This window comes from Nonomuraea antri (assembly GCF_013283785.1).
In the GTDB taxonomy this organism is placed as follows: domain Bacteria; phylum Actinomycetota; class Actinomycetes; order Streptosporangiales; family Streptosporangiaceae; genus Nonomuraea; species Nonomuraea antri.
Window position 1 is genome coordinate 40271 of sequence record NZ_JABCPZ010000004.1, and the last position, 15628, is coordinate 55898.

The 15628-nt window shown below is 66.6% G+C and carries 14 protein-coding genes; 6 read left to right on the top strand and 8 right to left on the bottom strand.

Features of this window, described 5'->3' with window-relative positions; translation table 11 throughout:
• Positions 1-12: 12 nt before the first annotated feature.
• The 4 genes from HII36_RS02115 to fxlM all read right to left on the bottom strand — a co-directional run bounded on the left by HII36_RS02115 (position 13) and on the right by fxlM (position 5901).
• Positions 13-1245 carry a lanthionine synthetase C family protein gene (locus HII36_RS02115; protein WP_173521307.1) on the bottom strand — a complete coding sequence of 411 codons (1233 nt, stop codon included), beginning with the start codon at positions 1243-1245 and terminating at the stop codon, positions 13-15.
• Positions 1242-4310: a lantibiotic dehydratase gene (locus tag HII36_RS02120; RefSeq protein WP_173521308.1), complete on the bottom strand. Its 3069-nt coding sequence runs from the start codon at positions 4308-4310 to the stop codon at positions 1242-1244. Before HII36_RS02120 ends, HII36_RS02115 begins: the two co-directional genes overlap by 4 nt.
• 94 nt (positions 4311-4404) lie before the next feature.
• Complete coding sequence (locus HII36_RS59110) at positions 4405-4509, bottom strand: FxLD family lanthipeptide (RefSeq protein WP_407940730.1); 105 nt, start codon at positions 4507-4509, stop codon at positions 4405-4407.
• A gap of 183 nt (positions 4510-4692) precedes the next feature.
• Positions 4693-5901, bottom strand: a complete 1209-nt coding sequence (gene fxlM / locus HII36_RS02130) for a methyltransferase, FxLD system (RefSeq protein ID WP_217369069.1) — start codon at positions 5899-5901, stop codon at positions 4693-4695.
• Positions 5902-6127: 226 nt separating this feature from the next.
• Here fxlM and cutA point away from each other — a divergent pair, with 226 nt between their 5' ends.
• Positions 6128-6463, top strand: coding sequence for a divalent-cation tolerance protein CutA (gene cutA, locus HII36_RS02135; protein ID WP_173521309.1), 336 nt, complete (start codon positions 6128-6130; stop codon positions 6461-6463).
• On the opposite strand, the gene HII36_RS02140 is transcribed toward cutA, so the two are convergent.
• Positions 6426-7754 carry an XRE family transcriptional regulator gene (locus tag HII36_RS02140; RefSeq protein ID WP_173521310.1) on the bottom strand — a complete coding sequence of 443 codons (1329 nt, stop codon included), beginning with the start codon at positions 7752-7754 and terminating at the stop codon, positions 6426-6428. The genes cutA and HII36_RS02140 overlap by 38 nt on opposite strands.
• Before the next feature lie 254 nt (positions 7755-8008).
• Here HII36_RS02140 and HII36_RS55500 point away from each other — a divergent pair, with 254 nt between their 5' ends.
• Entirely contained in the window at positions 8009-8491 is a 483-nt protein-coding gene (locus HII36_RS55500; protein ID WP_217369070.1) for an ATP-binding protein, read from the top strand.
• Between the two features lie 71 nt (positions 8492-8562).
• Complete coding sequence (locus HII36_RS02150) at positions 8563-8865, top strand: hypothetical protein (protein WP_173521311.1); 303 nt, start codon at positions 8563-8565, stop codon at positions 8863-8865.
• 59 nt (positions 8866-8924) lie between these two features.
• Here HII36_RS02150 and HII36_RS02155 read toward each other — a convergent pair whose 3' ends face one another.
• From HII36_RS02155 to HII36_RS02165, 3 genes are all read right to left on the bottom strand, one after another.
• Positions 8925-9197 (bottom strand): hypothetical protein, encoded by a 273-nt coding sequence (locus HII36_RS02155; RefSeq protein WP_173521312.1) that lies wholly within the window; start codon positions 9195-9197, stop codon positions 8925-8927.
• A gap of 111 nt (positions 9198-9308) precedes the next feature.
• Entirely contained in the window at positions 9309-11201 is a 1893-nt protein-coding gene (locus HII36_RS02160) for a S9 family peptidase (RefSeq protein WP_173521366.1), read from the bottom strand.
• Between the two features lie 18 nt (positions 11202-11219).
• On the bottom strand, positions 11220-12227 hold the full coding sequence (locus HII36_RS02165; protein ID WP_173521313.1) for a helix-turn-helix transcriptional regulator: 1008 nt from the start codon (positions 12225-12227) through the stop codon (positions 11220-11222).
• 259 nt (positions 12228-12486) lie between these two features.
• Here HII36_RS02165 and HII36_RS02170 point away from each other — a divergent pair, with 259 nt between their 5' ends.
• From HII36_RS02170 to HII36_RS02180, 3 genes are all read left to right on the top strand, one after another.
• Positions 12487-13500 (top strand): AfsR/SARP family transcriptional regulator, encoded by a 1014-nt coding sequence (locus HII36_RS02170; protein WP_173521314.1) that lies wholly within the window; start codon positions 12487-12489, stop codon positions 13498-13500.
• Positions 13501-14297: 797 nt separating this feature from the next.
• Positions 14298-15218: a helix-turn-helix domain-containing protein gene (locus tag HII36_RS02175; RefSeq protein ID WP_173521315.1), complete on the top strand. Its 921-nt coding sequence runs from the start codon at positions 14298-14300 to the stop codon at positions 15216-15218.
• 61 nt (positions 15219-15279) lie between these two features.
• A complete protein-coding gene (locus tag HII36_RS02180; protein WP_173521316.1) occupies positions 15280-15618 on the top strand; it encodes a ParB N-terminal domain-containing protein in 339 nt (112 codons plus the stop codon).
• The last annotated feature ends 10 nt before the right edge of the window (positions 15619-15628 follow it).

Below are 15628 nucleotides of genomic sequence, written 5' to 3' on the forward strand. Positions count from 1 at the left end.
GTTGCCTCCAGGTCAGGCCAGGAGCAGGGCGGTGTCCCAGCTCGACAGCACTGCACCGGTGCCGAGGGCGTGCAGGGCGAGCGCCGCCCCTGCGACGCCGTCGAGGAACCCGGCCTGTGGAGCGGAACGGGAGATCTCCGCTGCGAGTTGGGAAGCCAACGAGGGAAGTTCGGCTCCGAGCTGGGGCGTGCGTGCGTCAGCGGCCATCCGCCAGGCCGACTGGAGCAGCCCGGCTATGCCGTGACAAAGCCCGCTTTCCGTAAGTCGTCCCAGCTGCACCGGGTCGCGCAAGGTGGCCAGCATCGCCCTCTCCGCGGAACGTTGCCGGTTCTCGTCCACAAGCGCCAGGCCGGCCAGCTGCTGGGCACGGGCCGTGCCGCTGACGCCATAGCACCACGACGGCCGGGGACGCTGGGACGGATCGATGCGTTGCTCGCGTGCCTGATCGATGGTGACCGTGCCCGGCCACCACGCTCCCGTGTGGTCGTGCTGCCGCCACGTGTCGGTCCAGGAGCAGATCCGCTCGATCGCCTCTTTAGCCCCGGCGACGGGCACGTCGCGCAGCACGGCCAGAGAGAGGAGTGCCAGGACCGAGGAGATGCCGTGGGACATGCCTAGGTTGCCGTGCCCTTCCGGATAGTCGGAACTCGGCTCTCCATTGGGTGCGACCGATGTCCACCACGGCGGCAGTTCACCGCCTGCGGGTAGTGGCTCAGCCAGGCGCACCAGGTAGGACAGCACGTCGATCGTGATCGACCGGTCCGGATGGCTGCTGAGGTGGTAGGTTTCCAGCCCAGTCAGTCCGCGGACCAGGTCGAACTCCTTCATCTCAGGCTGCTCGCCACGATCGATGCGTGCGTGGGCGGCGGCCAGCCGGGTGCGGGTGATCGCCGTGACCGTGTCGTCCAAGCGTTTCAGCGCGCGCCGATAGCGGCCTGACCTGCCTGCGGCGGCGCGCATGGTGAAGGCCAGCGCGGGAGCTCCGAAGAACAGGTTCGCGTTCGGCGCCGCCGTCAGCGCGCCGGAGGCGGCCGCCTGCACCCAAGCATGGGCGATGCGGGGGTCGCCATGTCCCGAGTGGGCGCGCTCGATGTGCAGCAAGGCGATTCCTGCCGCTCCGGCCCACAGCGATTGGGGCCAGACCAGGCCGCTGCCCGGTGGTTCGGCTGTCCACTGCTGTGGATCGGCGAGCGCTTCGGCGATGGCGTTGGCGGCGGCGAGCGCTTCTGAGGTGGTCTGACTCATGCCTTCCTCCTGGCGCGGGCGGTCCAGCTCAAGGCAGCGGCGCGGGCCAGGTGCAGGCATGTCCGTTCGCTGGCCGGCGAGGGTCCGGCCATGCGGACGTGGTGGAGGTGCAGCAGATCAGGCAGCACGACGGCCGGGGGCAGTGTGCACGCCTCCTCCAGCACGCGTCGATAGGCGGCAAGCGTCTGCCTGCGCCGTACCCAGCAGGAGACGATCCGATCGCCTCCCAGACACGCGGCCAGCGCTTTGTGATTGTCGAGGTTGGCCAGGCTGACGGCTTGGTCGTAGGTGGCGCGGTCGGGAGGGGAGGCATCGGCACGCGAGTGGTCAATCAGCCAGCGCGTTGCAGTGGAGGTGTCGCCGAGGAAGGCAGCGGAGATATCGAGCATGCTGGCGGCGGTCATCGCGTACAGGTTGGGCCCACCCCGAGTAGTGGCCGCGGCCAGCTGGGCGAGGGCTGTGGCCGAGTCGGCGGCGAAGTACGCCTCGGCTGCGTCCATGGCGGTCGAGCCGCCGAAGCGGGCGGTCTCCGGGAAGTAGGTGTCCCACTGCACGCGTCCCGCCAGACCGGTATGACGTACTTGCTCACTCCACTCGGTCACCTCGGCGGCGGCGTCCGCGAACGCGCCGAAAGGCACGGTCAGCCGGATGCGGAGATGGTGATCAGGATCGTGGTAGCGCAGGAACCACCAGCGGGTTTCGCTTCCGAGCGAATCCAGGAGGCGTGGCAGATGGCGAGTGAGGATGGCGTCGTGCCGGTCAGGGTGGGCGTACAGCTTCAGCGACAGCCGCCCATGCTGACCGGGCAGGTAGCCATCCTCTCGGGAGGTCAATTCGCGCGCGAACCGGGGCGGCACGGTGGGCGGGCTGGTCATGGAGAGCGGGATCACGAGCTCGTGGGCGCGGCCGTCGATCCACCCGCCAGCACCCGCCTCGGGGGCGGCACGCAGGATAGCGGTGCCGGCGCGGTCCACCTGGGTGCGTAGGAGGGCGCGGTGTGCGGGCTCGTTGAGGTCGATCCGGAGGTGCTGGTCACCGCCGCCAAGGCTGACGGTCTCGGGCAAGGCCACCTGTTCCCGCCATGCGGTCAGGGCGCTGTCCCAGTTCTCCCAGGCGGCCGAGGGCGCGGGCAGGTCGGCTGATGTCAGCCGCCACCGAGCGGGGGAGATGATCGTACGTCCGTAGCGCAGCGCGGGGACGAACGGCAGTGCGGACGCAGGACCCCAGTCGAAACCGGCGCACGGAGCACGAAGGGCATGCGGTGCCTCGAGGAGGAACCGCGCCAGTGGGTGCGTGTGCTGGATCAGGTTGACCGCGTTGAGGATCACCGGCTCGACGATGCGCCGGCGCGACAGCGACACGACGTAGACACCACGCAGGTCAGCGGTGATGGCGAGGTCATCCAGCGCGAGCACCTGTGCGCGGCCGGGGTGGTCGCCGATCGGCAACACCTCCGGCAGCATTTGAGGCGCGCGGGCTACATTCTCGGTGCCTGCGTACGACGCGGGCGCAGAAACCTGGACCGGGAGCGCATCCTGGGTTCCCGTGGGCAGGCTCGTATAGAGATCGCTCATCCGCTGCCGACGCTCGTCATCGAACAGGTCCAGGAACCGGCCCGAGATGGTGCCCACAGCCCGCGACGCTCCGATGACGGCGAGCGTGAACTCTCCATCGGCCAACGCCTGCATGGTGGGCGCGTCGATCCGTAGGGTCAGCTCCGTGCTGGGTTGAATCTGCGCATCTGGGTTCACCCCGCCGAGTTCGGCGATCAGATCGTCGTCGATCACGATCTCGCGCTGGCCGAGCATCGCGGCCTTGTACGCCAGCACCAGCAGCTTTCGGTCCCGGTCGATCAAGGCGTCACTCTCGGACGCGCGCACATCGTCGTACTGAGCGGGGTAGCCGAGCCCGATATCGGCGTTGACGGCGTCCCGAAGCGGAACCAAGGCTCGCGGGCCGTAGCGGTCCAGGAACCGGGCATGCCAGAGCATCCAGCCCGTGTTGAGGGCGGGGCGGCGGGCCAGACGGACGAGTGCGGACGCTGCTCGGGCCGCCTCAGCCGCCACGACAGCGGGTACTGCCACCTCCCCGTCCAAGCGCAGATCGACGGCGAGTGGCGGGCGCTTGGTGGGGTGGAGGGTCGCCATCGTGACGACCGCTCGCTCGCGATGGATACCCGCTGTGGCAGCGGACGCGCGGTCGTGGTCGGTGAGCTCGTCGGCGATCGTGCGCAATCCTTTCACGAGGTCGGCCACCTCGCCGATCGCTTCCGCGTTCACGGTGTCCAGCTCTCGCAGGAGGTACCGGAGTGGGTCGCAGACGGTCATCGGCGGGCGCAGGTTGGTGAGCAGGAGGCGTTGGGCCACCAGCTCGGCGATGAGGGCATCGATGGTGCGTTCGGCAGTCCGCGGGGATGCGGTCTTCAGCCGGTCCATCAGGTCCGCGACGGGCAGCGGATGATGGGCCAGCCGGAGCGCCGTCCGTACCGGGCCGGTGGCGCGCATGCTCACCTCTCCTGGCGCCCCGCCTACCTCCGTACTGGCGCGGTGTTCGAGCACCAGGCGGCCATCTCGCTCATACGTGAGGTTGTTGGCCACCACTGTCAGGTGTCGCCGCAGAGCCGGCTCGTCTTCCAACCGCTGAACGACAGCCGTGAGCCATTCCGCCGTGACCCGGGCTCTCGGGCGGTGAGCATCTTCGATACGCACTGCTGGGAGGTCCGCTGTGGCGAGAATGCGAGCCGGAGCGACCCCGGCGAAGAAGCCGAACGGTGTGGCGCGGCCTGAGGCGCGCAGCAGGTACCGCATCAAGGAGATCACCGCGCGACGGACGCTCCGATCAGACACTTGTCCACCGGAGCAGATCTTGAGCACCCACCGGGCCAGGTCGGGGCTGGCCTGGGCCACGGCCGTCGCGAAGCCGGGAATGTGCCACGTGCGAGCCAGCCAGGCCCGCCAGGAGGCGGGATCAGCGTCCGGGCTGATCAGGTCGGGCCACGACACGACCTGCCGGTCCGGCCGCCACGCTGCGGCACGCAACACTGCGGCGTCGAGGTATCGGTACATGTGCCGTTCCAGTAACTGTGGAGGGGCGCCCGGCCGGTCGGTGAACCGTGCCGACCGGGCGCTCGGGTTCAGAAGAGGGATCCCACCGCGGCGTCTACGTGCCGCAACTGACGCACGCGGTCCCGCACGTTGAGTTGCAGCCGTCGTCGGTCATGCGGATGAGCTGCTCGGCGGCCACACCGGACTCGACGATGGACACATCCAAGTCGGGCGAGCCAGTCGGCGTCCCAGCCTTGGGTATCCCGGGATTCGCGTCCGGGCGGGATGAGCGTTGCCGCCCCTCCGGTCGGGCGAGTGGTCATGAAGGTCTCTCCTTCGGTTGGGTGATGGGGGTTCCCCGGTGCTCACTGCAGGTCGGTCGACCCTCCGGGAGCCCGGTGGTCTAGGGCCAGGTGACGACGACAGTTCCGTGCCGCTTGGCGATGACGGCGCTGGAGTGAGCCGCCGGCTCGGCAGGTTTGGGGAGGTATTCGATGGATGCTGCGCCGCGCCGGTGGTACTTGCTCGCCCATCGGCGCAGCAGCTCCACGTACCGGCCGGCAAGCTCCTCGGCCGACGGACCGTGCGCGTAGACGCCGCTCTCGTATCCGCTGCTCATGTCGTCGTTCGGGCGTGCAGCGCGATAGGCGAAGCTGTCGCTGCCGATCAGTACGGGCACTCCTCGGAGAGCAGGACGGGAGAGGAGGCCCTGATCGATGACTTGCTGGTCGGCGTGCAGCAACGCCATGTTCGGATCATTCGTGAGCAGGAACAGCATCTGCTCGTCGGGCATGTCGAACACGGCACCGGACCAGCGTTCGATCTTCGGCAGGTGCAGCGCGCGGCGCGCCGCCGCCACATCGATCTTGAGGTCCTCGTCATCCAGACGCAGCACCACCCCGTCGTCGATCGTGACGTTCCGTTCGGTGTGGGAACCGGCTCCTTGGAACGGCACGAAGACGCACAACCCGTAGCCGCGGCTGACCAAGCTGCCCCGGCTGTCGCGATCGAACGCGATCCAGCGCGTCGTACCTTTCAGCCGGAGCGGGACGACGATCCGGCCATCGTCGGTGAGCTGGTCGATCCACGCGGGCGGTATGTCCCAGCTTCCGGCCGTGACGATGATCCGGTCGAACGGAGCAGCCTCGGGGACGCCTTCTTCCGCGTCGGCCAGTACGACGTCGACGCGGTGGTAGCCGGCCTCGTTGAGGAAGGTGCTAGCGCGCTCGACGATGTCGGGGTCGATGTCCACCGAGGTGACGTGTCCGCTGCCGCCAACGAGTTCGGCGAGCAAGGCCGCGTTGTAGCCGCCGCTTCCCACCTCGCACACGCGCATGCCGGGTTTGACCTCGGCCGCTTCCAGCATGGTGGCCTGGAGGTGAGGGGCGGATACGGAGCTGAGCGTCAAGCCGTCGTCGCCACGCTTGACGATCGGCGCGTTGTCCACACCGTAGGCGACTTGCAGCGACTCGCCTGGAGTGAACAGGTGGCGCGGCACGGCGGCGAAGGCAGCGGCTACGGGTTCAGACTGGATCGCCCCTTGATCGCGTAGCTCGCGCACCATCATGGTGCGTAGCGCGGCGATGTCCTGGACGTCGTTGTCGGTGACCAAGGTTGGGTCCCCCTCTGGTTGTCGGGCTGAGCAACTGGTTGATGGTGGCGTTGGCGGGTTGCTACGCCGGTCAGCCGCGCCGGGGCTTGAGGCAGTTGGGCGTGATCATTCTGGGTATCCGTCCAAGCACTGTCAGCGAATGTCACCGACAGTGAATTCGATGGAACCCCGCGCGGCTAGAGGAGGGCAGAGGAGGTGATCGTTTCAACGACGTACGCTCGGAGCCATGACCCGCCATGTCGAAGTCCGCGTGACCGCGGACACCCGGGAAGAGGCCGAGCGCATCGTCAACGCAGCGGTCGCGGGCCGGGTGGCCGCCGGCGCTCAGATCAGCGGCCCCATCGCCTCCACCTACTGGTGGAAGGGCGAGATCCAGCGGAACGACGAGTACGTGATTCTCATGAAGAGCACGACGGACCGGCTCGATGACCTCATCGTGGTCGTCAAGGAGGCTCACTCCTACGAGACGCCGGAGATCGTGGCCGCCCCCATCGAGGGTGGGCTCGCCGACTACCTGGACTGGATCACAGAGGAGACGACTGGCTCGCCGAAGGCCGAGTAGCGGCGTACTCGGTGCGGAACTCCCTCGCGACTTGAGTCCGTGAAGGCTTGAGTTCCGTGGCGACGTTGTCGAGACGTTCCCAGCCGAGCGGAAAGCCCATCGCGGTGGTGGCGTCGAGAGCGGATCGTGCGCAGTTGACCGCCTCGGTGACGTCTCCGAGGCGGTATTGCGCGAGTGCCATCTCGGCTTTGACGACGCACAGCTTCTTGATCTCTGTCGTCGGCCCGAGGTGCAGCGCGATCTCGTCCATGGCGGCGACGGAGTCGTCTTGACGTCTGAGCCGTGAGTAGACGGTCAGCGTCATGGACGCGAAGCGCCCCGGGTCGAGGAAGTACGTCCACGGACGCGCGTTGAAGTCAGCGCCTGCATAGGCATCCGCCGCTTCGCGGATCGAGGACAACGCGGTGCGCTGGTCTCCGAGGAGTGCCGTCTCCTCAGCGAGACGAGCCAGCAGCCAGGCCCGTGTTGCGGGATCACCGTCGCCGAGCCGGTCGAGCCCTGCACGGATGAGCCGAGTGCTCTGAACCCTGTTCCCGCCCACCATGTACGAGCGGTACCCAGCCATGCATGCGGCGATGGAGCCGTCATTCGCGTGCTTCGCCGCGACGTTTGCCAGCTGGGTGTATGCGGCCGTCATTCGTTCGTCGCCCTGTTCCCAGGCGAACCACGCGGCCAGGATGGCGCCTTCTCCGGCGACCACCGCCAACCGGCGTCGGCGATCGTCCGCCAGGCGGCCTTCCAGCAGGGCGCTTACCTCGTTCAAGTGGACAACCAGCGCGGGGTAGAGAGACTTGCCCGGTATGTGCTCTTCGAGCCGGTGGAAGCCCTTGGTTCGGTCTTCGACGTGAGCAACGGTGGGATCGTCTGGCCGGTGGTCTCCGCTGATGGCACGGATGAGGCGTTGGGCTGGATCAAGCGCCGCACCCGCCGTGGCGGTCGCGGCCAACTGCAGAACGGTTCGGCGGTCCACTCGGTGATTGAGCCTCCCTACTGTCCAGGCGAGTGCCAGGTGGTCACTGGACGGCTCAGCCTGCGCTTCGGTCGTCGGTTCCGGATTTCGTGCCCATACACATCGGTAGAGCTCGGCGTACAGCGTGCCAGGCTGGTGCGTTCCGGCCTCATGAAAGCGGATCTCCCGGATGATCGAGCTTCGGCTCGGCAGCATGGAACGCGTCTTGGGGCCGGCCGCGAGCTCGAGCTGACGCGCCAACTCGTTCTGGGTCCACAATCGGCGGACTCGCTTCGTTCGGATGTCCTCCGCCCACTCGGGCCTGACACCGTTTTCGCTCATTTGGGCTCACTTATACGCCGGTGCTATCGAGGGTCCTCCTGAAACCTCCTCCAGTCTCTTCCTGACAAGCCCTATTTCGCAGGTGTTCGCTTTCGGTGACCGGATCGCTACTCGGGTGCAAAGCGCGGACGTCGGTCGAGAATGCCCAGCATCCCCTGCGACTGGACGACTTGACCACCGATGCGGAGTCGCGCCCCCATGGGGCGGTCGCATCCACCCCGGATGCGCCACCGACGACAGGAGGAACATCGCGAATGATCGTCATGATGAACCCGCCGGATCGACGGGAATGGATGCGTGCGCCTGATCGAATGGCGTGGCGCGGCGTGTTCGCTGGTGAACACGATCAGATAGGCGAGGCCCGGCGCATGGTCGAGGCGTTGTTCGCTGGAACAGGCCGAGAGGACGACGCCGGACTTATCGTGTCGGAACTCTCGACGAACGCCATACTGCACACTCGCTCCGGCAGCGCCGGAGGCTGGTTCGGCGTCGAGGTCCGCCTCCCGGAGGATGGTCCGGCCTACCTCGGAGTCTCTGATCTCGGGGGAGCGGGGAGACCACTGCTCGAGCGTCAGCGGGCCGAAGGACAGCTGGCCGTGGGCGGATTCGGGCTCATGATCGTCAGGGATCTCGCCGTGAAGCTCTCTCAGGTCGGTTCTCCCGCGATCGGGCACACGGTCTGGGTCCACCTCGATCTCAAGGCCAAGGACGAGCACGTGGGGGTCGCAGCGGAATGAGATGGTCGGCCTGCTGCTATCAGGCCGACCTTCAACGTACGGAGAAGTCTTCACAACGAAGAGAGGCGATCTTGCAGACCCTGGATTTCGAGAACGTTCTCGAAAGGCTCTACCCGTGGTACGAGGACGACGTGCGCGCCAAACTGTTCGCGTTGCTATGCGATGTGACCTTCGTCTACGCAAGTAGCGACGAGAGCGCCCGCTTCGACCTCAGCCTCGACTGCGCCCTCGACGCCATAGCCGAAAACGTCCACGAGATGCGGGCTGAGCACCGCCTCAGCCCGCTATCCGTTCTTCTGCCCGCTGTCAGTCGGTCGGGTACCGGTGAGTCTCGGCCGACAACGGCGATGCGGAAGGTGATGTCTGAACCCTGAACGGTGTGATCAGCGGTGCCTGCTCGATCTACGGGCGGGCGCCGCACACCGGCTTGGGATCAGGTGCTCGGCTGCTCACCGTCGATCTTCGCTAGCCGATCGCGATACCAGTTGGCATGCGCGTTGCTGCCTTGCTTGCCCGGGGACAGCTTGATGATCGCGTGATCGTCCGGACCTCCGCTCAGGTAGGTCTCGGAGATCACATACGGGGTGCCGTCCAGACGGAAGCGGACGCTTCCGTCTGAGTAGGCCAGAATGCGCACTCTCCGGCCGTCGGGAAGATCCAAGCCTTCAGAGAACGTGATCTCCGGGGCATCGGGGTTTCGTGCCATAACAGACCTCCTTGGGTCATACAGGCTCTGCCGATGAAACCCACGGTATGCCCAGACAAGATCAGAGTCACGAAGACGGAGACTTTGGCGAACCTTTCCTCGAGATGTTGGTCATGTCCGGACGTTGACCGGTTCTGATCCCGAGCCCTCACGCGCGAAAGCTGATGTCATAGCCCCGTCCAGAAGCGGGCGAGCGCGGTCTTCGGCTGTGGCGATCAGGTGGGTGTGGAGGAAGTCGCTGATGGCCTCGTATGCCTTCAGTTCGTTGGTGCGGTTGGTGAAGCCGTGTCCTTCGTCGGGATAGATATCGTAGCGGACCTCGACGCCACGCTCGCGCAGCCGGGTGACGATCTGGTCGGATTCGGCCTGTGGAACGCGTGGATCGCGGGCTCCCTGGATGACGAACAGGGGAGCGGTGATGCCGTCTGCGTACGTGACGGGGCTGCGCGCCAGAAGCTGCTCGGCGTGGGTGTCAGGGTCGCCGAGAACGGTGGCCACGAACGTCTTCCAGGTGGGCGGTGACGCCTTCGCCAAGGTCACGAGATTGCTGGGACCGCATATGGAGACACCGGCGGCCCAGGAGTAGGGAAGACGAGCCAGGCAGGACAGAGCCGCGAACCCGCCATAGGAAGCGCCCATGACTGCGAGGCGGTCGGTGTCGGCCCAGGCGAGGGTCTGGAGATATTTGATCGCGTGGTCCAGGTCCTCCAGGTCGATGCCGCCCCAATCCCGGTAGATGAGCTTCTGGTGGGCGGTGCCGTAGCCCGTGGACCCGGCGAAGTTCGGAGCCAGGATGGCGATCCCCTGGTGGAGAAGGTGCTGGTAGAGGCCGGAGCGGGCGTAGATGGGGCGTTCCTGGGCCTCCGGGCCGCCGTGAACGGACAACAGGACCGGATGTGGGCCGGGGCCGTCCGGGCGGTAGAGCAGAGAGTGAACGTCCCGGCCGTCGCGCGTGGGGTAGCTGATCAGCTCAGGGACGATGGGGTCGATGACACGTAGGGCTGGGGGACGGGTGTCGGTGAGGTATCGGAACTCGTGGCGGGCCAGGTCCAAGACCGCTAGCTCCGCCGGCCTCGCAGCAGAGTCGATCAGGACGACCGCGAGAGACGCGTCCGGTGCCAAGGACAGAGTGAAGATGACGCCGGGCGGGATGTCGGGGAGGGACATCGGGGAGCCGTTGCGCTCCGCGTGCAGGCGGGAGCGGCCCGCCTCGTTGACGGACCAGATGCGAACTCCCGCAGCGATGTCGAAGGCCTCGATGTCCCAGTTCGGACGGGCGATCGAGTGAAGGGCCTTGTCCGCGAGGTCGTAGAAGGCCACAGCGGTGAACTCGCTCCAATGATCGGTGAGCAGGTGGAAGCCGCTGGAATCGTCCGCCCACGCACCGGGTTCGAAGACACCCTCACCGAGAGCGGACGTCATGCAGACCGGCTGCGCGTCCGGGTCGTTTAGGTCGGTGAGGTAGACGGCGATGTCGGTGTTGGAACGGAAGCCCGTCGACAGGAGCCAGCGGCCGTCGGGGGAGAGGCTTACGGCCTCGAACGCGACGCCCTCAGGAGGCACGAAGCGTCGGAGCTCGCTGGTCTCCAGATCGAGGACGATGAGGTCCTGGACCGCAGGGTCGCGATCGTTGGCGGTGTAGGTCAGCAAACGCCCGGTCGGGTCGAACGGGGATTCGGCCAGGACGCGCTGGCAGTCCGGCCCGGAGCTGATCTCGGCGGGTTCCCCGCCCTCCAGCGAGACGAGGTAGATGCGGAACTGCTCGTCCCCGTTCTGGTCGGCGGTGAAGACCAGTTCGTCGCCGGAGGGTGTCCAGGCGATCTGCCGAACCGTTCGGTTGTCGAAGCCCGCCACGCGGCGCGGTTCGTCACCGGTGATGGACACCACCCATAGGTCGTAGCGTCCGGAAGCGTGGCTGGAGTAGGCGACCAACTTGCCGTCAGGCGAGAGCGCAAGGGTGCGCTGGAATCGCTGCTGGGGGACGAAGTCCAGGTAGCCGGGCATGTGACGGGGCCTCTCGTGTCAGTCGATCCAGCCGCGGCGTGCTGCTGCGGCTCCTGCTGCGAAGCGGGTCTCCACACCCAGCTCATCGCGAATAGCGGTCCAGTGCCTACGCATGGTGTTGACGCTGATGTCCATCCGCCGGGCGATCGCCTCGTCGGACAACCCTTGGGTGAGCAGTTGCAGCACCTGCGCCTGCGCTGGCGTGAGCGGTGCCGCGGACTTCGTGCTCCCGAATGGGATCGCCTTTTCCCAGAGCAGCTCGAAGTATTCCCGCAGGGCACCGACGATGACCGGCGAGCGTACGAGCAAGGCCCCGCCCATCCCTGTGGGCGTCAGTGGAAGGAGTGCGACTGCCTCGTCCGCGAGCTTCATCTTCATGCCGATGCGTGGCAGTAGCCGCGCCTGTTCCCCTGCAGCCACCGCCGCCTCGATCGTCTTCGCGCCGATCGGATGCTCCGCGCAGCGGGTCTCATAGATCGCGCGGCACCGCACCTGTCCCTCGAATACGGGCAACGGCGCGTACCCGGTGGAGTCCTCAACTGGAGCCTCCAGGACGTAGTTGTCCAGGGTGAGCCAGTCATGCCGCGCGGCGTTGATGAGGGCGTAGGACAGGCGGCTGATCTCATCCCGATCGGTTACGATCTGTACGAATCGGTCCGCCCCGGAGCTTGATGAGCCGGCAGCCGGCGTCTGGTGGTACTCGCTCAACCGTTTGTGTCCGGCCAGCAGTCGTTCCTGGTCGCCGACGAGACGCCGTGAGAGATCCGCCAAGATGCCCTGCAGCGCGAGTTCCGGAGGAGCGGCTACAAGACGTGGCGGCATCAGCGGGCCGTCCGGCCGGAGGTGCGCCATCCCGCGGGCGGTCAGCTCTGCTACCTGATCATCGCCTCCGAGGAGAGATGCGGCGTCGTCCTCGGGGCAGCCGTCCTGTGCGAGCAGCTTCGAGTACGACGCGAAGATCTCATCCGGAACAACGCCTGTCAGCAGGCGCTGCGCGTTGATCTGATCTTGTCCGTCCAACGTCACCTCCAGACAGAGAGTAGCGGCTTGCGCACTAGTAGTGATGACTCTTCTGGGCCCGTGTCGAGCGGTGAGTGGTTCCACGCGATGGTGGGTTTTCACCACCCGATCTCGCGGCCTCGCAGCCCCGGCGCCCACGGGGTTTTCGTGTTCCTGGACGCCGTGCCCTTGGTCAGTAGCCGCAGTGAGGTGTTTCAGGGGCCCCGATGCGGTGCCGCGCGCGATCTGATCAGTTCGCACAGCCAAGAGCGACAAGGGAGGCAGCATGCGGCGGCAGTTCATCAGAGGGGCGGCGAGAACGCCGTCCGGTCCATCCTCGACACCACTCGGCCTGATCGGGCGACTGATGCGGCTCGGCTCAGCGAACTGGCGTCACCGATCGGCCACCGACGCCCACCTGCCGCTCGCCTCGGACGCCGCTCAAGTGGTTCCCGTCCCCGCGATGCCCTTGGAGCAGCCTGAGGCGGACTGGGAATCCGCGTCAGCACAATCGGCAACGGTGAGCGCGCTGCCGAAAGCCGTCCTCGGTGTGTCCAGAGACGACCGGCGCGGCATGATCCGTCTCGTCGGCCAACGTGCCATCGAGGGGCCCAACCGCTCGATGGGCGGATGGGGAACGGACACGTGGGCTCTCCTTGGACTGCTCGCAGAGCACCGGTCTGCACTGCTGAGCAAGACGGCCGCCTGCGACAAGCTCTGGCCCGAAGCCGACTGTCCGAGCGACCGGTTCGCCGGCCTCCTCAAGGCGACCCGCTCGAAGATGTGCGAGGCACTCGGAATGCCCGGCAACTACGGACGTATCGTCATCCAGTTCGTTGGGGGCACCGGATACCGGATCAATCCAGACCTGTACCACTGCGATGTCTGGCAGATCCGTGACCTCCTCGCCGCAGCGGCCCGGGCGGCAGGCCCGGAGAAGGTCGCCGCGTTGATCGCCGCCACCGATCTCTACACCGGCCCTTACCTCCCTGACGTTCCGCATTCCTGGGCGCGGCGGACGGCTGACGTCCTGAACCGCAGCATTGTCCAGGCCCTTGCCCAGCTCGCCGACCTGGAGGAGCAGCCCGAGCACGAGATCGACTACCTCGAACGCGCCACGGATCTCGATGGCGTCGCCGAGCATCTGTTCCGCAGGCGGATGGAGGTTTACGCCCGTCTCGGCAGACCTCAGGCGGTCCATTATTGCTACGACGAACTGACCGAACAGCTTCGCGCCCGAGGTAGAAAACCTTCTCCGCAAACAGAGCGGCTCTACTGTGGAATCACCGGTGCCGAATGAGAAGACGGCCGGTCACGTCATCGCTGCTGGCGACTTGACGAGAGCCGATGAGGTGAGCCCTGATATGGCGCAGCACGCGTGAGCGTGCGACAAATATTCGCGCGATAAAGGAGGTCGCATGATCGACTGGGATTTATTATGACCTACAGGACCATGGGCGAATGAACCCTTCCTGCGATATGTGACGCAGCTCGTTCTCTGAGACCGAGAGTGGACGCCCATGAGAAGGGACCAACCGGCTGCTATCCGGTTGGTCCCACCCCCACAGAGTACGGGGTCGTCCCGCCGCGAGGAGGCCCGCTTCCCACGCGAAAAGCCTTCGTTGCGCGAACTTTGCGTACGCTCGTTCATCCTGCTGGTCGGTGCGCCGATCGCTCTACCGATCGGCCCGCCGCCTTGATGAGCACCCCTGTACAGGCGGGCCTCTGCGGGTAGCGCCCGCCGACAGGGCTACCGGCGGCCCGCCCGACTCGCCTTACAGGTCGAGAGTCTGGCAAGAGCGAACCCAGCCAGTTCTGTTGGCTCTGCTCTACGCGCTCCATTTTTCTTTCTGTCAGCAGCGGCCCATTATTGGCATTATCTGCTTGGCCTACTCTGCGCCTGGTCAAAATGGCGAACATTCAGAGCCCGGCAGCGCCGCCGATTCATTACCTCGCTTGACGAGTAGGAAGCCGTTATTTTTGGTGCGCATCACCGGGTCGGCTTGCTTCGTGAATGGGATCGAGAAATAGTCGTAATGAGCGAACAATTCAGCCCCCGAAATCCGGGGCTGTGTATCTCAGTCAAGGAGAACGGAAATGACGACGAATACGGTTGGCGAGACCAACGCCACTCTGGTCGAATTCAACCCCGAAGGGACGGCCGCCAAGGTATGGGAGGCACTGAACGCCACGCCTGGCACGTCCACCGCGACGATCGCCGAGGCGGCAGGTGTCTCCCGGCCGACCGCTGTCAAGTCCCTCGCGGTGTTCGCCGAGGCAGGCCGCGCGGTTCGCACCCCCGGTGGACGTACTGACCAGGGTCGCGCCCTCGCTGACACGTGGGCCCCGGTCACCTCAGACGCCGGGGATCAGGACAACGACGTCCCTGCCACGTCGGACCCGACGCCCGAGGCGTCCACCGCACTCGACGTGACCGCCGAGAGCCTCGACGTCCCCGCCCCGAGATCCGCGATTTCGCTCCAGGACGCGATGCGCATCCTGGCAGAGGAGACCGACCGCCGCACGGCGGCCGAGGCGGAACTGGCCCGTGCCCAGGCAGAGGAGGAAGCCCGCCGCCAGCAGGCCGCCATGGCTCTGTCCAAGGCCCGCATGATCGAGGACACGCGCCAGGCCCTGACCGATCTCCTCGGTGCCGTCACCACCACGTACGCCGCCCTGCTGGCCGACGACGAAGCGGCCTTCACCACGGGCCTGGAGGCCATCTACACCGGCACCTCGGGTGTACGCAAAGCCGCCCGCGTCGCCCCGCCCAAGACCGTCGCCCTCGGAGGCTCATCACGTGGCGACCGCAACGCGCCCCGCCCTCTGCGCCCGGATGTCCTAGCCCACCTGGCGAAGCACCCCGACCTCGCCTTCACCGCCAACGAGATCGCCAAGGTACTCGGCCGTTCCTCCGGAGCTGTCGCCAACGCCCTGGACACCCTCACGCGTAACGGCGAGGCCGAACTCGTCGGGGAACGTCCCAACCGCTTCCGCGCCGCCCCGCAGGACGCCTGACCTCCCCACCCAACCGGGCCTGGGCCGCCCGGCCGGGGCCCCGCCATGTAGAGGAGAAACAATGCCCGATGAGATGTTCGCCCTTCTGGGGTGGGCATGGGATGTAGACCTGGCCACTCGCCTGGCCCGACGCCACCCAGTACGCCCGGCTGCTATCCGGACGTTGACCGGCGTCAAGGACCTCATCCGAATCGATCCTGATCACGCCATGACCGTCGACCTGACCCGGCCACTTCTGATCGTCCCGCTGCCGTGCGCAGCGCCTCCTGGGAACCGCCTAGTGATCGACGGCTGGCACCGCATACACCGCGCCCTCGACTTGGGCGTGAAACAACTGCCCGCGATCCTCTTGGACCCGGGCGATGAACGCACCTGCCGCCTTCGCGGCGGCGGCATCTGACACACAGCAC

Excerpts from the sequence above, each read along its gene's own strand:
- HII36_RS02155 (WP_173521312.1), bottom strand. The coding sequence starts at position 9,197 with ATGGCACGAAACCCCGATGCCCCGGAGATCACGTTCTCTGAAGGCTTG.
- HII36_RS02120 (WP_173521308.1), bottom strand. The coding sequence starts at position 4,310 with ATGTACCGATACCTCGACGCCGCAGTGTTGCGTGCCGCAGCGTGGCGG.
- HII36_RS02175 (WP_173521315.1), top strand. The coding sequence starts at position 14,298 with ATGACGACGAATACGGTTGGCGAGACCAACGCCACTCTGGTCGAATTC.
- HII36_RS02140 (WP_173521310.1), bottom strand. The coding sequence starts at position 7,754 with ATGAGCGAAAACGGTGTCAGGCCCGAGTGGGCGGAGGACATCCGAACG.
- HII36_RS02160 (WP_173521366.1), bottom strand. The coding sequence starts at position 11,201 with ATGCCCGGCTACCTGGACTTCGTCCCCCAGCAGCGATTCCAGCGCACC.
- HII36_RS02180 (WP_173521316.1), top strand. The coding sequence starts at position 15,280 with ATGCCCGATGAGATGTTCGCCCTTCTGGGGTGGGCATGGGATGTAGAC.
- HII36_RS02115 (WP_173521307.1), bottom strand. The coding sequence starts at position 1,245 with ATGAGTCAGACCACCTCAGAAGCGCTCGCCGCCGCCAACGCCATCGCC.
- HII36_RS02170 (WP_173521314.1), top strand. The coding sequence starts at position 12,487 with ATGCGGCGGCAGTTCATCAGAGGGGCGGCGAGAACGCCGTCCGGTCCA.
- HII36_RS55500 (WP_217369070.1), top strand. The coding sequence starts at position 8,009 with ATGATCGTCATGATGAACCCGCCGGATCGACGGGAATGGATGCGTGCG.
- cutA (WP_173521309.1), top strand. The coding sequence starts at position 6,128 with ATGACCCGCCATGTCGAAGTCCGCGTGACCGCGGACACCCGGGAAGAG.